15 protein-coding genes are annotated in these 17,407 nt (G+C 68.2%); 10 read left to right on the top strand and 5 right to left on the bottom strand.

Translation table 11 applies throughout. The features are described 5' to 3' along the window. Nucleotides 1–16: 16 nt before the first annotated feature. The gene (locus QRM96_RS05415) at nt 17–283 is read right to left on the bottom strand and encodes a hypothetical protein (protein ID WP_018762647.1); all 267 of its coding nucleotides are present in this window, start codon (nt 281–283) and stop codon (nt 17–19) included. A gap of 308 nt (nt 284–591) precedes the next feature. Here QRM96_RS05415 and QRM96_RS05410 point away from each other — a divergent pair, with 308 nt between their 5' ends. Beyond that, nucleotides 592–1,158, top strand: a complete 567-nt coding sequence (locus tag QRM96_RS05410; protein WP_018762646.1) for a type 1 glutamine amidotransferase domain-containing protein — start codon at nt 592–594, stop codon at nt 1,156–1,158. A gap of 128 nt (nt 1,159–1,286) precedes the next feature. Further along, complete coding sequence (locus QRM96_RS05405; RefSeq protein ID WP_018762645.1) at nt 1,287–2,786, top strand: DHA2 family efflux MFS transporter permease subunit; 1,500 nt, start codon at nt 1,287–1,289, stop codon at nt 2,784–2,786. A 16-nt stretch (nt 2,787–2,802) separates the two neighbouring features. Here the strand turns inward: QRM96_RS05405 and QRM96_RS05400 are convergent, their stop codons facing one another. Next, a complete protein-coding gene (locus tag QRM96_RS05400) occupies nt 2,803–3,639 on the bottom strand; it encodes an alpha/beta fold hydrolase (protein ID WP_018762644.1) in 837 nt (278 codons plus the stop codon). Nucleotides 3,640–3,696: 57 nt separating this feature from the next. Then, a complete protein-coding gene (locus QRM96_RS05395; protein ID WP_018762643.1) occupies nt 3,697–4,368 on the bottom strand; it encodes a TetR/AcrR family transcriptional regulator in 672 nt (223 codons plus the stop codon). Nucleotides 4,369–4,597: 229 nt separating this feature from the next. Between QRM96_RS05395 and QRM96_RS05390 the strand changes: the two genes are divergently transcribed. Genes QRM96_RS05390 through atzF form a run of 5 tightly spaced genes read left to right on the top strand, consistent with a single transcriptional unit; the run spans nt 4,598 to nt 13,293 of the window. Then, nucleotides 4,598–6,103, top strand: a complete 1,506-nt coding sequence (locus tag QRM96_RS05390; RefSeq protein ID WP_285318729.1) for an amino acid permease — start codon at nt 4,598–4,600, stop codon at nt 6,101–6,103. A gap of 44 nt (nt 6,104–6,147) precedes the next feature. Next, the gene (locus QRM96_RS05385) at nt 6,148–7,023 is read left to right on the top strand and encodes an urea amidolyase associated protein UAAP1 (protein ID WP_285318728.1); all 876 of its coding nucleotides are present in this window, start codon (nt 6,148–6,150) and stop codon (nt 7,021–7,023) included. Further along, nucleotides 7,020–7,691: an urea amidolyase associated protein UAAP2 gene (locus QRM96_RS05380; protein ID WP_285318726.1), complete on the top strand. Its 672-nt coding sequence runs from the start codon at nt 7,020–7,022 to the stop codon at nt 7,689–7,691. Before QRM96_RS05385 ends, QRM96_RS05380 begins: the two co-directional genes overlap by 4 nt. After that, nucleotides 7,688–11,434, top strand: coding sequence for an urea carboxylase (gene uca / locus QRM96_RS05375; protein ID WP_285318724.1), 3,747 nt, complete (start codon nt 7,688–7,690; stop codon nt 11,432–11,434). Before QRM96_RS05380 ends, uca begins: the two co-directional genes overlap by 4 nt. Beyond that, nucleotides 11,431–13,293 carry an allophanate hydrolase gene (gene atzF, locus QRM96_RS05370; protein WP_285318722.1) on the top strand — a complete coding sequence of 621 codons (1,863 nt, stop codon included), beginning with the start codon at nt 11,431–11,433 and terminating at the stop codon, nt 13,291–13,293. The genes uca and atzF overlap by 4 nt, the downstream gene beginning before the upstream one ends. Here atzF and QRM96_RS05365 read toward each other — a convergent pair. Then, a complete protein-coding gene (locus tag QRM96_RS05365) occupies nt 13,271–14,185 on the bottom strand; it encodes an alpha/beta fold hydrolase (protein ID WP_285318720.1) in 915 nt (304 codons plus the stop codon). The genes atzF and QRM96_RS05365 overlap by 23 nt on opposite strands. A 68-nt stretch (nt 14,186–14,253) precedes the next feature. On the opposite strand from QRM96_RS05365, the gene lysS reads away from it, so the two are divergent. From lysS to QRM96_RS05350, 3 genes are all read left to right on the top strand, one after another. Next, entirely contained in the window at nt 14,254–15,792 is a 1,539-nt protein-coding gene (gene lysS, locus QRM96_RS05360; protein WP_018762636.1) for a lysine--tRNA ligase, read from the top strand. Nucleotides 15,793–15,794: 2 nt separating this feature from the next. Further along, entirely contained in the window at nt 15,795–15,971 is a 177-nt protein-coding gene (locus tag QRM96_RS05355; protein ID WP_018762635.1) for a hypothetical protein, read from the top strand. Nucleotides 15,972–16,113: 142 nt separating this feature from the next. Beyond that, on the top strand, nt 16,114–16,446 hold the full coding sequence (locus QRM96_RS05350; protein ID WP_018762634.1) for a histone-like nucleoid-structuring protein Lsr2: 333 nt from the start codon (nt 16,114–16,116) through the stop codon (nt 16,444–16,446). Between the two features lie 89 nt (nt 16,447–16,535). On the opposite strand, the gene QRM96_RS05345 is transcribed toward QRM96_RS05350, so the two are convergent. Then, nucleotides 16,536–17,177 (bottom strand): hypothetical protein, encoded by a 642-nt coding sequence (locus QRM96_RS05345; RefSeq protein ID WP_240617655.1) that lies wholly within the window; start codon nt 17,175–17,177, stop codon nt 16,536–16,538. Nucleotides 17,178–17,407: the final 230 nt, after the last annotated feature.

Below are 17,407 nucleotides of genomic sequence, written 5' to 3'. Positions count from 1 at the left end.
CGTCACATGGCCCGGGCTACCAGCCCGGCCTGTCCGGGCTGTTCATGAGCTGTTCGAGGAGCGCGCGCTCCGGGCGCCCGGGATTCCTGGCCACGCACCCGCGGAGCCGGTCCCGCACCCACTCTTCCCGCGGATCCTTGCTGCAGAGCACCTCATCGATGATCTCCTGCGCCTGCCACCGGAGCGATTCGATGGCGAACTGCCGGACGTCCTCGGGAGTGTCGCCGGACATCCACGGGTCCGGGTCCGAGGGGACGCCTTGGAACATTCGCTCTACTGTCATCGGGGCCTCCTTGCACCAATCCGAAGTGGCCCGTGGGGTGGCCGCTGCGGCTACGAGAGCACTGCGCGTAGGTGAAACCTTACTGCCGGAAACCGGGTCCTGTCTGTACCCCAATCCCGCATACAGCCGCACCGCCAGAGTCGAAGGTCCCGGGAAGGAACCGCCACCACGGCGTCACGTGGATTCCAATATAGTCAGCTTGCTTATCACTTTCACCTTTCCTAGGGTGGAAGTTGTCAGGAATTCAACTCTGGAAGCGGATCCGGGCACCGCAGTGGTGCATGGTCCGCCTCAGGCAAGGAGGAGCTATGTCGGAGCACAACATCGCAGGCAAGAAGGTCGCATTCCTGCTGACTGACGGCGTGGAGCAGGTGGAGCTCACCAGTCCCTGGCAGGCCGTGAAGGACGCCGGCGGCGAGCCCACCCTTTTGGCGCCCAAGAGCGGCAAGCTGCAGGGCTACAACGGCACGGACAAGGGCGATACCTTCGACGTCGACCTCACGGTGGCGGAGGCAAATCCCTCCGATTATGACGCGCTGGTCCTTCCCGGCGGGGTTGTCAACGCGGACCACCTGCGGGTGGACAAGGACGCCCGGGCCTTCACGCGCAGCTTCTTTGAACAGCACAAGCCGGTGGCGTCCATCTGCCACGGGCCGTGGCTGCTGATTGATGCAGGAGTCATCAAGGGCCGGAACGTCACGTCCTACTTCACCCTTGAGACGGACCTGAAGAACGCCGGCGCCAACTGGTCGGACCAGGAAGTTGTGGTGGACCAAGGCCTGGTGACCAGCCGCAACCCGGATGACCTCCCGGCATTCAACAGCAAGCTGGTGGAGGAGATCTCGGAAGGCCGGCACGCGGGCCAGACAGCCTAAAGCCCCAACTGTTCCCTCAGGGTTTAGGGGAAATTCCCGTGCCGGGGAATTACTCCAGCGGGTAGAGTGTTGGCATCTGCAGCGGCGCCGACCGCCCATCACTTTCAAGAACCCCTGAGGGAACACCCATGTCTACCGAAGTCTCTCCCAACGCCGGCGGCCAGTCCGTTCCCGCCGCAGGAACCGTCGCGGAACCCCGCACGGGCACCGGGCCCGCTGCGCCGGAGAAGATGTCCCGGGAGTCAGTGACCATCATCAGCACGCTGCTGGTGGCGACGTTCGTGGTGATCCTCAACGAGACCATCATGAACGTCGCCCTGCAGCGGCTCATGGTGGACCTCCGCGTGGACGCACCCACCGTCCAGTGGCTCTCCACCGGGTTCATGCTCACCATGGCCGTGGTCATCCCCACCACCGGTTTCATCCTGCAAAGCCTGTCCACCCGGGCCGTTTTCATGCTGGCCATGGGATTGTTTGCCGGCGGCACCGCACTTGCCGCCGTGGCCCCCGGATTCGAAGTCCTCCTGCTGGCACGCATCGTCCAGGCAGGCGGCACGGCCATCATGCTCCCGCTGCTGATGACCACCATCCTCACCCTGGTCCCGCTGGCCAGGCGCGGCGCGGTCATGGGCAACGTCAGCATCGCCATCTCGGTCGCCCCGGCCATGGGCCCCACTGTTTCCGGGCTGATCCTCGAACACTTCACCTGGCGCTTCATGTTCGTGTTCGTGTTGCCGGTGGCGCTGGCGGCCCTGGCCATCGGCGCAAAATTCCTCACCAACGTGGGTGAGGCGGAGAAGACCAAGCTGGACTTCTCCTCCGTGCTCCTCACGGTCCCCGCGTTCGGCGGCCTTGTGTACGGACTCAGCCAAATCGGCGGCGGCCACGGCGGCCAGTCCGGTCCCGGCGCCGCAGCCATCGCCGCCCTGGTCATCGGCGTGGCCGCCCTCGCGGTTTTCATCCTCCGCCAGGTCCGCCTGCAGAAGGCCGCTGCGCCGCTGCTGGACCTGCGTGCGTTCAAATTCCGGATGTTCACCGTCTCGGTCCTGCTGATGGTGGTGGCCATGATGGCATTGTTCGGCGGGGTCATCCTGCTGCCGCTCTACCTGCAGGAAGTCCGGGGCCTGGGCTCGCTGGAAACCGGACTCGCGCTGCTCCCCGGCGGCCTGGCCATGGGGCTGCTCGGCCCGGTGATCGGCCGCGCGTTCGACAGGGTGGGCCCGTTGCCGCTCACCGTGACGGGATCCATCCTGATGGTGGTGACGCTCTGGCAGTTTTCAATGCTCGACGCCGGCACGGCGGTGTGGTGGATCATCACCCTGCACGTCGGGCTGAGTTTCGGCCTGGCCCTGCTGTTCACCCCGGCCTTCACCACTGGCCTGAACCCGCTGCCACCGCACCTCTACTCGCACGGCTCCGCGATCATGAGCACCACCCAGCAGGTGGCCGGCGCCGCCGGGACGGCGCTGCTCGTGTCCATCTTCGCCGTGGTGAGTGCGACGTCGGGGCTCGTCGCCGGGATGAGCGCCGCCTTCCTGACGGCAACCGTCATAGCCCTTGCCGCCGTCGTGCTGTCCGCCATGATGCGCAAGACTGAAGGCGCCGGACCGGGCCACGGCGCCCACTAGCCCAACCGGGCCGGGATCAGCCGGCGAAGAAGTCGCTCAGTTCCTTGATCAGCTTGTCGGGGGCCTTGATGGCGCCGTCGTGGCCGAAGCCGGGCAGGATGGTGTAGCTGGAGCCGGAGAGGACGTCGTGGATCTGGCCGCACGCGATGCCGAAGTAGGCAGGGCTCTTTTCGCCCACCACGATCAGCGTCTCCAGGGGGAGCGCCTGGAACGGTTCGGCCGGCATGTCTGCGGCGATGATGGCCTTGATCTCGCGGACGCCGGTGCGCATCAGTTCGCGTTGCTGCTTGCCCTCCGTGGTGCCCGCGGTCAGCTTGTTGGCCAGCGTCAGCATGGACAGCGGCATGCGCGAGGAGAACGTGCCGCCGGCCTCAAGGCCGCGCTGGATCACCGCGAGGGCCCGGTCGTCGTCTCCGGCAGCAACGGCGCGTTCGTACTCCACGATCCAGCTGGCCGTGACGCTGCCGTTCACCGAGACGGCGGGGTCGTAGACGGCCAGCCGTTCCACCGGCAGCGTCCGTGCCGCGTGCAGGGCAACCGCTCCACCGAAGCTGTGGCCGAAGACGTCAGTGCTGGCGGTGTGCTTCATGACGGTGTCCAGGTCCCGGATGTCCACGTCCAGCGTGTAGTCCTCGGGCTGCGGGGACGATGAGCCGCGGCCGCGGCGGTTGAACGTGTGCACCGGCCGGCCCAGGGCGGCGCTCAGTTTCTGGGCGAATTTGGTGTAGTCCGCAGCCGTCACCATGGAGGGCGGCACCACCACCACGCCCGAACCAGCCGAAGCGAGTTCCGCGCCGGTGGAGAAGAGCTCCACAGTGCCGCCGTCGGGGGTCCTGATGTTCTCTCGCGTCATGTTCCGAGCCTAGCCGAGCAAGCCGGGTGCGGGCATCACTGGCCGGTGCGGCCAGGCTCAGGCGAGCCGCCTGATCAGCTCCCTGCTGGCTGCGCGGATGGCCGGGAGTTCCGCGCCGAGTCCACAAAGGATGAGCCCGGCATCCGCCGCCTGCAGGGCCGATTCTGCGTTTGCCGCACCGTCTGCGCGGAGGTAGATCAGTGATTCGACCAGGCGGAAGGTGAAGTCGCCGCCGTCCGGCCCGGAGGCGGTGGCGGACAGGCCGCTGCCAAGTTCCCCGTAGAGCCGCCGCAGTTCCTGCCGGTCGGCCAGGAACCGGGCAAAACGCGTGCTCCGGACCTCGGGCAGGTGGTAGAGGACGCCGAGGTTCCACCGTGCGCTGCACAGCTGCGTGCCGTCATACAGTGCGACGGCGTGCAGCCGGCTCCCGGCCGGGCTTTCGGTCCCTGTGCTGCCGGCGGGCAGCGCGGCCACGGCCCGGGCAAACTCCAGGCCGCCGGACACCGTTCCCTCGAGCAGGTCCTCAAGGATGTCGTCCTTGGTCTTGAAGTGGTGGTAGAGCGATGACTGCCGGATCCCGACCGCGTCCGCGATGGACCGGGTGGAGGTGCTGGCGAAACCCTGGGTGGTGAACAGTTCCGCCGCGGCATCGAGGATTTCGTCGCGGGCGGTGGCGCCTGGCCGTGATGGCTGTTGGTGGCGGGGGCGTCCCGGTCCGGCGTAAGTCACCGACTCATTCTTGCACCGCAGAGCGGGCTCGAAGGTGCCCTGCGGGAACGGTGAGGGGATGGAAATATCCCCGAAACAAGATGTCTATCCGCCTTTTACAGAGGGGAAACTGTTTGGGGACATCGCGCTGGAAAACTATCAAGTGACCGGTAATCCGCAGCCTTCGGCCGAGCGCTGCACTGCCGGAAGGCTTCGCCCCCAAGATCCCTTTCCAGCCCCGGAGATTCCCATGACATCCACCGTTCTTCCCACCGTCCACCAGGACGATGCAGACCTGACGTCCCTTGGCTACCAGCCCACCCTGCACCGAAAGCTCGGCCGCTACGCTTCCTTTGCCGCCGGTTTCTCCTTCGTCTCCATCCTCACCACCATCTTCCAGCTCTTCGCCTTCGGCTACTCCTTCGCTGGTCCCGCGTTCTTCTGGACCTGGCCGGTAGTGCTGGTGGGCCAGCTGCTCGTGGCCCTCAATTTTGCCGAACTCGCCGCCCGCTACCCGCTCTCCGGAGCCGTTTACCAGTGGGCGCGCCGCGTCGGCGGGGAAGCCGTGGGCTGGTTTGCCGGCTGGTTCATGGCCATCGCGCAGGTGGTCACCGCGGCAGCCGCAGCCATCGCCCTGCAGGTGGTCCTGCCCCAGCTGTGGGACGGATTCCAGGTGGTGGGTGGTGACCCCGCCCTCAACACCGTCACCGGGGCATCCAACGCGGTGATCCTGGGTGCCGTCCTGCTGGTGGCCACCACCATCATCAACTCCCTGGGCGTCAAGCTCATGGCGCACGTGAACTCCGTCGGTGTCACCTGCGAAATCGTCGGCGTCGCAGCCGTGATCCTCGCCCTCATCAGCGCCGCCCAGCGCGGTCCGGACGTGGTGGCGGACACCACCGTCCTTGTGGGCTCGGACCTCGGCGCCGTGGGAGCCTTCCTGGTCTCGGGGCTCATGGCCGCCTACGTCATGGTGGGCTTCAACTCCGCCGGGGAGCTCTCCGAGGAAACCAAGGACCCGCGCCGCACCGCACCGCGGACCATCCTCTCCGCCCTGCTCATCTCCGGCATTGGCGGCGCGCTGATGATCATCACCGCCCTGATGGCCGCCCCCAGCCTCGACGACGGCCGCCTCGCCACCGAAGGCCTGCCCTACGTCCTCACCGCCGTACTGGGAACCTTCTGGGGAAAGGTCCTGCTGGTTGACGTTGCCATTGCCATCTTCGTCTGCACCCTGGCAATCCAGACCGCCGGTTCCCGGCTCGTATTCTCGATGGCCCGCGACGGCAAGCTCCCGGCGTCGGCCTTGCTCTCCTCCGTCCACCCCACCCGCGGGACGCCCATGTGGCCCTCGATCGTGATCGGCGCGCTGGCAGTTGCCGTGCTGGCCATCAACGTCGGCAACGCTGCCCTCTTCACCACCCTGTGCAGCGTCTGCATCGTGATGGTTTACATCGCCTACCTCCTGGTCACCGTCCCGCAGCTGATCAACCGCCTCCGCGGTGACTGGGCGCGGGTGGGCCAGACCATGCCTGCCGGCCTGTTCTCCCTGGGCCGTTGGGGCCTGCCGGTCAACATCCTCGCCGTCCTCTACGGAGGCCTCATGGTGGTCAACCTCGCCTGGCCCCGGCCCGAGGTGTACGACCCCTCCGGCGACAACGGGCTGCTCCTGTGGTCCGCACCGCTCATGGTCGCCGCCGTCCTGCTCCTGGGCGTCTGGGTCCGGCGCAGGAACCTCGCAGCCACCAGGGCCTGAGCCCTAAATTCCCATCGTTCCCGACAACAACCAGGACCTCGACCATGACACAGACCATCGAAACGGCCGCCACCGGCACCGCCACCACGGCCGGCGCCCGCGCCCACGCCAGGGACCAGCACGGCAAGACCGCCGAAACCATGCGCTTCGTCCCGGCCGCCTCCGCGCCAGGGCGCCTCCTGTCCGGGATGCCCGACGACGCATCCCCCACCTGGGCGGAGTCCCTCGCCTTTGGCCGCTACACCACCATGGCATTGGCCCGCGGCACCCGGATCCGGCTCACGGATACCGCCGGCGACGGCTGCGTCCACGCGCTCCTGTACCGGACCGGTGCCACCCACGAACGACTGAATGTCGCCGACACCGTCAAGGTCCCGTGGCAGGCCTATCCCGCTGCCGGGCACCCGCTGCTGTCCGACGCCGGCCGGCTGATGGCCACCATCGTGGCCGATACCTCCGCCCGGCATGATGCCCTGACGGGCGCCACCACGCTCACCGGCAACACCGCGAAATACGGTGCGGGAACAGTCCACAGCGCATCTCCGGCGGCGCGCGAACTGCTCACGCTGGGCGCCCTGAAGAACGGGATGGGTCCGCGGGACGTCGCTCCGTCGCTGTCCTTCTTCAAGGGCATCACCGTTGACCCGGCCGGCAGCATCACCTTCACCGGCAGCGCAGGCCCCGGTGCCGCCGTCGAACTCCTTCTCCACCTGGACGCCGTCCTGGTCCTGGCCAACACAGCGCACCCGCTGGACCCCCGCCGGGAGTTCACCGGAACTGCCGTGGACATCCTTGCATGGCACGCGCCGCAGGACCTTCGCGAACTCGAAGCCGGCCGCCTGGTTGGCCCACTGGCCCCGGAACACCTGCAGGCCCTGCTCAATACCGAACACGATCTCACCGCAAGGAACGCCCGATGAACACCGCCATTGAGACCCGCCCGGACGCTGCAGGCACGGCACTTGCCCCCGGCACCCTGATCCTGGACGAATTTGTCGAAGCCCGCGGCCCCTGGTCGGCAGTGGTAGTAGCCGGCGACGTGCTGACCATCGTGGACCTGGAAGGCAACCAGGCCGTTGACTGCCTGCTCTACGCAGCCGGGGACACCACCGTGCGCTACTCGGCGGCAGCCACCATCGCCGCACAGCAGTCCATCGTCCTCACCACCGGTTCGGTCCTGCGCGCCGACACCGATGCTGCCCTGATGACCGTTGTTGCGGACGAAGTGGGCGTGCACGACACCATTGGCGGCGCCTGCTCGCAGGAATCCAACACCCTGCGCTACGGCCAGCACACCCGCGAACAGCACGCCTGCGTGGAGAACTTCCTGATCGAGGGCTCCCGCTGGGGCCTGGGCAAGCGGGACCTGGTGTCCAACATCAACTGGTTCATGAACGTCCCGGTGGACCCGGACGGCGCCCTGGGGATCGTGGACGGACTGTCCGCCCCCGGCAAGCGCGTTGCGCTGAAGGCGGAGGTGGACACCCTGGTGCTCGTCTCCAACTGCCCGCAAATCAACAACCCGTGCAACGGCTTCAACCCCACGCCCGTCCGCATGATCGTCACCCGGCCGGAGGCTGCACTGTGACCACCACAAAACTCTTCGACACCCTCCTGATCGCCAACCGCGGCGAAATCGCGTGCCGCATCATCGAATCTGCCAGGAAACTGGGGCTGCGCACCATCGCCGTCTTCTCCGAGGCCGACCGCGGCGCCAAGCACGTCCGGCTCGCCGACGAGGCTGTGCTGCTGGGGCCAGCGCCCGCCAAGGAGTCCTACCTCCGGGTGGAGGCGATCCTGGCCGCGGCAAAGGAAACCGGCGCCGGCGCCATCCACCCTGGTTACGGCTTCCTGTCCGAGGACGCGGCCTTCGCCGAGGCCGTGGAAGCCGCAGGTCTCGCCTTTGTTGGCCCCACCCCCGAACAGCTGCGGATCTTCGGAACCAAGCACACCGCGCGCGACGCCGCACGGGCGGCCGGGGTACCCATGATCGCCGGTTCCGGCCTGCTTGAGGACGTGGACGCCGCCGTCGCGGCCTCCGCAACCATTGGGTTCCCGCTGATGCTCAAGGCCACCGGCGGTGGCGGCGGGATCGGCATGACGGTCTGCCGCACGGAGGCCGAGCTCGTGGACAGCTTCCCTCGCGTCGCCCGGCTTGCCGGTGCCAGCTTCGGCACCGCAGGGGTCTTCGCCGAACGGTATGTGGAGAACGCCCGCCACGTGGAGGTCCAGGTCTTTGGCGACGGCGAAGGCCGGGTGGTCAGCCTGGGCGACCGGGACTGCTCCCTCCAGCGCCGCCACCAGAAAGTCCTCGAGGAGGCCCCCGCCCCGGACCTGCCCGTCGATCTGCGCGAGGAACTGCACCGCAGTTCCCGCGCCCTCTGCGCCTCCCTTAACTACCGCTCGGCCGGCACAGTCGAGTTCGTCTACGACTCCGCCCGCAAGGAAGCCTCCTTCCTGGAAGTCAACGCCCGGCTCCAGGTGGAGCACCCCGTCACCGAGTCCGTCACGGGGGTGGACCTGGTGGAATGGATGCTCCGCCTCGCCCAGGCCGGCGCCGAAGCCCACACGGTGTTGGCGGACGTGCCCGATGCGTTGCCGGTATCCGGGCACGCCGTGGAGGCCCGCGTTTACGCAGAAGACCCGGCACGCGGCTTCCAGCCCAGCGCCGGAACCGTCACCAGCGCCGCCTACCCGGGGCCGGAGGAAGCGCGCGTGGATACCTGGGTGGAGACCGGCACCGACGTCTCCACCAACTACGATCCCCTCCTGGGCAAAATCATCACCTCCGGCGCAAGCCGCACCGAGGCCTTCGACCGCCTCGCCGTTGCGCTGGGCAACACCCGGATCGATGGCATCGAGACCAACTTAGGGTTGCTCCGCGCCGTGAGCGGCATGAACGTGGTCCGCGCCGTCGAGCACTCCACCAGCACCCTGGACAACGTGGGGGACCCCGAACCGCGGATCACCGTGGAACGACCCGGGCTGCAGACCAGCGTGCAGGACTGGCCGGGACGCACCGGGCTCTGGCAGATCGGCGTTCCGCCGAGCGGCCCCATGGATGACCTCTCCTTCCGCCTGGGCAACACTGCGCTGGGCAACCCCGAAGGGGTCCCGGGCCTGGAGTTCACCATGACTGGACCCAGCCTGGTGTTCACGCATGCCACCACCGTCTGCGTCACCGGCGCGGAGGTCACAGTGACCGTTGACGGCGTGGAGGTGCCCGCCTGGACCCCCGTGACCGTCCCGGCAGGCGGGACGCTCGACGTCGGCACGGCCACCGGCAAGGGCCTGCGCGGCTACATCCTGTTCCAGGGCGGCCTGGACATTCCCGCCTACCTGGGCAGCGCGTCAACCTTTACCCTGGGCCAGTTCGGCGGCCACGCCGGACGGGTTCTGCGCGCCGGCGACGTACTCCGCGCGGTCACGGTGGATGGGGTACCGGCCGCAGGCCCGGCCGCAGCGGTGCCCGCCGACAGCCGCCCCGTCCTCGTGTCCACCTGGGAACTGGCCGTGGCCGAGGGGCCGCACGGCGCCCCCGAGTTCTTCCAGCGCGAAGATATCGAGGACCTGTATGCCGCGGAGTATGAGGTGCACTTCAATTCCGCCCGCACCGGCGTCCGTCTCATCGGCCCCAAACCCCGCTGGGCACGGACCGACGGCGGCGAGGCAGGCCTGCACCCGTCCAACATCCACGACACCGCCTACTCGGTGGGCGCCCTGGACTTTACCGGCGATACCCCCATCCTGCTTGGCCCGGACGGGCCCAGCCTGGGCGGGTTCGTCTGCCCCGTCACCGTCGTGACGGCCGAGCGCTGGAAGCTCGGCCAGCTCCGTCCGGGGGACAAGGTCCGGTTCGTGCCCATCAAAGCCAGCCAGGCGCCGTCGGCCGCGGACTTGGGTCCCGGCCGCCAGCTGGTCCTCCCGGGCGACGCCGGCTGGTCCGGCAGTGCCGCCCTGAAGCTTCCGGCAGCGGAAGCGGCAACGCCGGGGCCGGTCCGCGGAGATGGCGACGACGGCGTCCTGGGCCGGGTGCCGGACGGTTCCGGCCGGCCCGCGGTCACGTACCGCCGCTCCGGCGATGACAACCTGCTGGTGGAATACGGCGACATGGTGCTCGACCTGGGCCTGCGGGCCCGGGTCCACGCCCTGCACCAGCACATCGAAGCGCTCCGGGTGCCCGGCATCGTTGACCTGACCCCGGGTATCCGGTCGCTGCAGATCAAGGTGGACCCGTCCGCCCTGTCCACCCGCCGGCTGCTGGGCCTGGTCCAGGAGGTCGAGGCAGCCCTGCCGGCGAGCTCCGAGCTGGTGGTTCCCAGCCGCACCGTCCGGCTGCCGCTGTCCTGGGACGACCCCGCCACCCGCGAGGCGATCGAACGCTACATGGCCGGCGTCCGGGATGATGCACCGTGGTGCCCGTGGAACATCGAGTTCATCCGCCGGATCAACGGCCTGGACTCCGTCAATGACGTCTTCGACACCGTCTTCAACGCCGAATACCTGGTCCTGGGCCTGGGCGACGTGTACCTGGGTGCGCCTGTGGCCACGCCGCTGGATCCGCGGCACCGCCTGGTCACCACCAAGTACAACCCGGCGCGCACCTGGACCCCGGAGAACGCGGTGGGCATCGGCGGCGCGTACATGTGCATTTACGGGATGGAGGGCCCCGGGGGCTACCAGTTCGTGGGCCGCACCACCCAGGTGTGGTCCCGGTACGCCGATTCCGCTCCGTTCGAACCCGGATCGCCTTGGTTGCTCCGTTTCTTCGACCGGATTTCCTGGTACCCCGTCAGCCCGGAGGAACTCCTGGACCTGCGCGCCGACATGGCGGCCGGCCGCGGCCGCGGCGTGGAGATCGAGGACGGCACGTTCTCGCTCGCTGAGCACGAACAGTTCCTGGCCGAAAACCGCGCGTCCATCGAGGCGTTCCGGGACAAGCAGGGTGCGGCTTTCGCTGTGGAACGGCAGGCATGGGCTGACGCCGGCGAGTTCGACCGTGCCGACGCGCTCGCCGCCGTCGCCGCCCCCGCAGCAGATGACGTGGTGGTTCCGGACGGCGGGTCCCTGGTCTCCGCCCCGTTCGCCGCGAGCGTCTGGAAGGTGGATGTGGCCGAGGGCGACCGGGTGGCGAAGGGCCAGCCGCTGGTCTCGCTGGAGGCCATGAAAATGGAGACAGTCCTGGAGGCGCCGTGCGACGGTGTGGTGCTCCGTGTCCTGCCCACGGCGGGTTCGCAGGTGGTTGCCGGGGAGGCGGTGGTTGTCCTCGGCGGCAGCGACCTTGCGCTGCTCGAGGTGGAGGACCTGGAACTGGAAGGGGCCACGGTATGAACCCGGCACCCGCAGGCGCCGCCACGCGGCGCGCCGAGGCAGCACTGGCCGCGGTTGGCGCCGTGGACCGCCCGGAAATCTGGATAATGCTACGCGGCCGCGAGGACGTCCTGGCCGAAGCGGCAACCATCGACGCCGCCGTTGCCCGGGGTGCGCACCTGCCGCTGGCCGGACTGGTGCTGGCCGTGAAGAACAACGTTGACGTGGCCGGGATTCCCACCACGGCGGCCTGCCCCGGCTTCGCCTACGTGCCGGAGCAGGATGCCGAAGCCGTGGCGCGGCTCCGCGCCGCGGGTGCCATGGTCCTCGGCGCCACCAACCTTGACCAGTTCGCCACCGGCCTGGTGGGAACGCGCAGCCCCTACGGCGCCGTCCGGGACTCCCGCCGGCCGGACCGGATCTCCGGCGGGTCCAGCTCCGGGTCCGCCGTGGCCGTGGCGCTGGGACTGGTGGACATCGCCATCGGCACCGACACGGCAGGATCCGGCCGGGTTCCCGCCGGGTTGCAGGGCATCGTGGGCATCAAGGCAACGCTGAACGTGGTCTCCACGGCAGGGGTGGTGCCGGCCTGCCGGTCCTGGGACGCCGTCACGATTTTCGCCCGGGACCTGGCCACGGCCGAGCTCGCCATGGGCATCATGGCCGGCGGTGCCCGGGCGTGGCCCGCGGACACAAAGCTCGCAGCGCCGTCCCGGCCCCGGGTGGCCTACCCCGCGAGCCTCCCGGCCCTGCCGCCTGAGTGGGCTGCGGAATTCCAGCGGCAGGTGGACCGCCTGCGGTCCAGCGGGGTGGATGCCGAAGCGATCGAGTTCGACGCGTTCCTCCAGGCAGCACGGCTGCTCTACGACGGAGCGCTGGTGGCCGAACGCCACGCTGCAGTTGGGGACTTCCTGGCAAAGCACGACGCCGGCACGGGCGGCCGTGCAGGCATCGATTCCACCGTGGAAGGCATCATCCGTGCCGCCGGCACGGTGTCCGCCTCCCGGTACGTCGCCGACACCGCCAGGCTGGAGGAATTGAAGGCCACCGCCATGGGCCGCCTCCAGGGCTTCGATGCCCTCCTGGTTCCGACGGCGCCGTTCCACCCCACCCTGGCAGAGGTTGCCGCGGATCCGGTGGGGGTGAACTCGTTGCTGGGCACCTACACGAACTTCTGCAACCTGTTCGATCTTTGTGCCGTGGCTGTCCCGGCCGGCGGGGTGGACGGCGCCCAGTTCGGCGTCACGGTGGTGGGCCGGGCGTTCGATGACGCCGTGGCGGCGGACATCGCCCGCCGGCTGGAAACCACCCCAGCGCAGCCTGGACTCTTCGCGGCCGGGGCGGCGCCTGGTGCCGCAGGACTGGAGGCAGCCGCAGGAGCCGCCCGGCCGTCGTCGCCCATTCCCTGGCCGGTCGCCGCCGGCGCAACGGCCCTGCCGCTGGTGGTGGTGGGCGCGCACCGCAAGGGCCAGCCGCTGGCCCGCGAGCTTGAGGAACTCGGCGCCTTCTGGGACGGGCCCGTCCGCACCGCTGCGCGCTACCGGATGGTGGCACTGGACACGGTGCCGCCGAAGCCAGGCGTGTACCGGTCCGACGACGGCGCAGAGCTGGCCGGGGAGCGGTGGCTGCTGCCGCCCGCGGCCTTGGGGACGTTCCTGGCCGCCCTTCCCGAGCCAATGCTGCTCGGGTCGGTCCAGCTCCGTGACGGGACGGCCGCCGTCGGCTTCGCCTGTGACGCCGTGGCCGCCGCGGGCGGGGAGGACATCACCGCCTGGGGCGACTGGCTGGCTGACCGGAGCAAAGAACCGAAGCCGCGGACCGTGTGGCGGGACCTGGGGGAGGCTGCCTTGGCGGGCTTCAGCCGCGGGGAACGGGGATAGCTCCGGAGGAATCCGGGCGGGGCGGCCCGCCCGGATTACCGCCGGTGAAGTACGTGGAGACATCAGCCACGAGCTCCTTGACCGCCGCCGGAATGGAGCCGTGGAAGCATTTGGGTGAGAGCTGGTGGGTGCTGCCCGGAACGGCTGCGTGCAGCCGCTCCGCGGTCACCTTGTAGTAGTCGGGGCTCTTGCCGCCGGCCATGAAATGCGTGCCGGCCGGCAGCACGCTGAAGTCCCGCGCGTGGTCCTTTTCGTCGAAGGCCGCACGCAGCTCACCCACTCCGCTGGGCATCACCTCGCGGAACAATGTGTTCACCTTGGTCCGGGACAGCACGGCCATCAGGCCGGCCAGCACGGGAACCGGGATCCGTGCCATGACGGAGCCGGGACTGGTGGCCTTCTCCATGTACGCCAGGGCGCGGCCAACCCTGCCGTTGTTGACGGCGTCCTCGAATCCGTCCAGCCAGGCGGTGTCGATGCTGCCGTCGATGTTCACCGCGGCGTCGTACACCGCGAGTTTGTCCGGCACGTACCCGGTGCCAGTGAACTCCTGGACGGCGTTGAGCGCCACCGCCCCGCCCAGGCTGTGGCCCAGAATGTTCCGGGCACCGGTGGCATCCATCACGGTCCGGACATCCGAAATTTCGGTGGCCATGGAGTAGCCCGGCGGCTGCTCGGAGGAGTTGCCCCGGCCGCGCCGGTCGTACACGTCCACCGCCCAGCCCTCGCCCAGCCCCTTCGCCAGTTCCACCGAGAAGGGGCGGTAGATCGAGGCGGTGAGGAACGCGCCGCCGATCACCACGACGCGCCGTTCTCCCGGCGCATCCGCGGTGCCGTAGCTGTAGACAGCCAGCCTGCCGCCGTCGTGCGTTGGAAGTACCCGTTCTTTCACCCGCCCATCCTAGGGGGCAAGCCTGCGGGCCAGCTGAAAGTCCGGGTGGCCAAATCCCGGTAAACTTGATGATTGTGACTTCCCAAAACACCCCCGCGCCCAAGAACGCCCCGGAGCCCCTCGACGCCAGCGAGCAGATGCGGATCCGCATGGAAAAGCGCGCCAAACTTCTTGAGCGCGGCGCGGAGGCGTACCCCGTGGGAGTGGAACGCACGCATTCCCTCGCCGAGATCCGGGAAAAGTACGCCCACCTCGAAGCGGACGACACCACCGGCGACACCGTGGGCGTCACCGGCCGGGTGGTCTTCGTCCGGAACACCGGCAAGCTCTGCTTCGCCACCCTGCAGGAGGGCGGCACCGACGGCAAGGGCACACGCCTGCAGGCCATGCTGAGCCTGGCCAACGTGGGGGAGGAAGCCCTCGCGGAATGGAAAGCCCTGGTGGACTTGGGCGACCATGTGTTCATCAAGGGCGAGGTAATTTCCTCCCGCCGCGGCGAACTCTCCGTCATGGCCGAATCCTGGTCCATGGCATCCAAGGCCCTCCGCCCGCTGCCCGTCCTGCACGCGGACCTGAACGAGGAAACCCGCGTCCGCCAGCGCTACGTGGACCTGATGGTCCGTGACGAAGCCCGCGAAATGGTCTACACCCGGGCCGCCATCACCCGCTCCATCCGCGAAACGCTGTTCCGCCACCGCTACGTGGAAGTGGAAACGCCCATCCTGCAGCTGGTCCACGGCGGCGCCCTGGCACGCCCGTTCGAGACCCACATGAACGCGTTCGACCAGAAGATGACCCTCCGGATCGCCACCGAGCTGTACCTCAAGCGGGCAGTGGTGGGCGGCATCGACCGCGTCTACGACATGGGCCGCGTGTTCCGCAACGAGGGCGTCGATTCCACCCACAGCCCCGAATTCACCACCCTTGAGTGCTACGAGGCCTGGGCTGACCAGTTCGTCATGGCCGAACGGATCAAGGAGATCATCCTTGACGCCGCGGACGCCGTGGGGGCCGGACGCGTGCTGCAGACCGAGGCGGGGGAGATCAACCTCGACGGCGACTGGGCCTGGTTGCCCGTCTACCCGGGGCTTTCCGAGGCGGTCGGGCAGGACATTACGCCGGACACCTCCGTGGACGTGCTCCGCGAGCTCGCGGCCAAGCACGAGGTCAAGGTTGATCCCAAGTGGGACGCCGAGAAGCTGGTGGTTGAGCTCTTCGGCGAAATCGTGGAGCCCACCCTGCTCAACCCCACCTTCGTGTACGACTACCCGCCCTCGGCCCAGCCGCTGGCCCGCCCGCACCGTGAGGACGGCCGGCTGATCGAGGCCTGGGACCTGATCATCGGCGGCATGGAACGCGGCACCGCGTTTTCCGAGCTGATCGATCCCGTCATCCAGCGCGAACGCCTCACCGAGCAGTCCCTGCACGCGGCCGCCGGCGACGTCGAAGCCATGCAGCTGGACGAGGACTTCCTGCGCGCCCTTGAGTACGGCGCCCCGCCCATGGGCGGCATCGGCCTGGGCATCGACCGGCTGGTGATGCTGTTCACCGGAGCCGGTATCCGCGAAACCATCCTGTTCCCGCTGCTGAAGCCCGAAGGGCACTGACCATGGAATACGTAGCCGTCATTCTTCCCTCCCTGGTGGTGGGCCTGATTTTCTGGTTTGCCATGAAGGCGATCTTCAACGCGGACAAGGCTGAGCGCCAGGCCGAGGCCCGTGCCCAGGCCGAGGCGGATTCGCTCCCGGCGCGGCCCGCCGACGGCCCCCGGCCGGAATCGCAATAGATTAAATCCCCGCCGACTTTCCGCCTTTATCCACCGGGAACCAAAAGGCGCTTTGACGCGTTGCCAACATAAGAGTCATACTTTTTAGGGAAACATCCTGCTTTTCTGAAAATCGAACTTTCCAGCAAGAGGAAGACTTTTAATGGCACAGAAAGTAAACATCATCCTCGTTGATGATCTGGATGGGGGATCCGCAGACGAGAATGTTAAGTTCGGCCTCGATGGGGTCAACTACGAGATTGACCTGTCGGCAGCCAATGCCGCTGAACTTCGGTCTTCACTGGAGAGGTTCATTAACGCTGCACGCAAGGCTACCGGAGGTCGCACCGCCCAGCGGGCCAAGGCTCCCACCGGCGGCCGCAGCCACGATTCGGCGCAAATCCGGCAATGGGCCCGGGATAACGGCTACACCGTTAACAGCCGCGGCCGAATTCAGGCTGAAATCCAGGAGGCCTACCAAAAGGCAAATTCCTAGCTACGGAGCCAACCTGGCTAAAAGCCCTGCTTCCCGCCTTGGGGAGGCAGGGCTTTTGTCTGCGGCACGTAATAAGGGTATGGGCGGAATTAATCCCGCAGCGCACCCGGGGATTCGCCGCGGCGCGATTCACGGCGCAGCAGGCTGCCGGCAGCAAACTGCTCGGTGACATAGAAGACGAAAGGCGGAATATCGCCTGTTTTCGCCAGCACTACCGCACATCCGACACTGGCAAGGCCAACCGCTGCCGCTTCCTTTTTCCGGTGCGGCAAGGTTGCCAGGGCACCGGAGAGGGACCCGAGCGCGAGCACATGCAGCCACGCATAGGCGTAGAACGGCCATGCCGGGAAGCGGCGCGCCGCGAAGCGCTCCAGGTCCGATGCTCGCATTGCAAGTTCGGAGACGAACAGAGGCGCTCCGGCGGCAAGTGCGACCGCGGCTGTGCCGGCGAGTGCCCTGCTCCTTCCCGGCGGGAGGGCGAGGGCCAGCCGCGCAAACGCCGCGGGCATGGCAGCGGTTCCCGCCGCGGCGACATGTTGTCCCGCCACCCACCAGCGCTGCCCTTTGCGGAGCATGTCCAGCCGCCGCGCAGCGTCGGGCTCAAGGTATACCCCCGGCACCGGGCTGATGCCGATCAGCCAAACCCCGCCCGCCGCGAGTGCAACCCCCGCCGGGCGCCTGACGCGTTCCAGGTCCACCTTCGGCATCTCCCGCCCTCCCTGTTGGTTCACGCTGCCCTCGTTGCTCCCGTTGAAGCGGCCAGGCCCGTTGTTATGGCCAAGAATGGCGCAACACCCGGCCGGGGACAAGGGTTCTTTGATGGACTCCTTTGACCGCTGATGCCCGGTGTCCCAGGTCCTTTGGAGTGGGCGCGGCATTATTCCGCCAAGACCCATGTTTCCCCTGTGGCGAACACGCTCCACAACTCCGGACCGGCCACGTAGCATCAAAGTACGTCGTA

Origin of the sequence: Pseudarthrobacter sp. lyk4-40-TYG-27 (assembly GCF_030209295.1) — a bacterium.
In the GTDB taxonomy this organism is placed as follows: Bacteria; Actinomycetota; Actinomycetes; order Actinomycetales; family Micrococcaceae; genus Arthrobacter.
The sequence above is the reverse complement of the archived record's forward strand: the minus strand, read 5'-3'. Positions and strand labels throughout refer to the sequence as shown.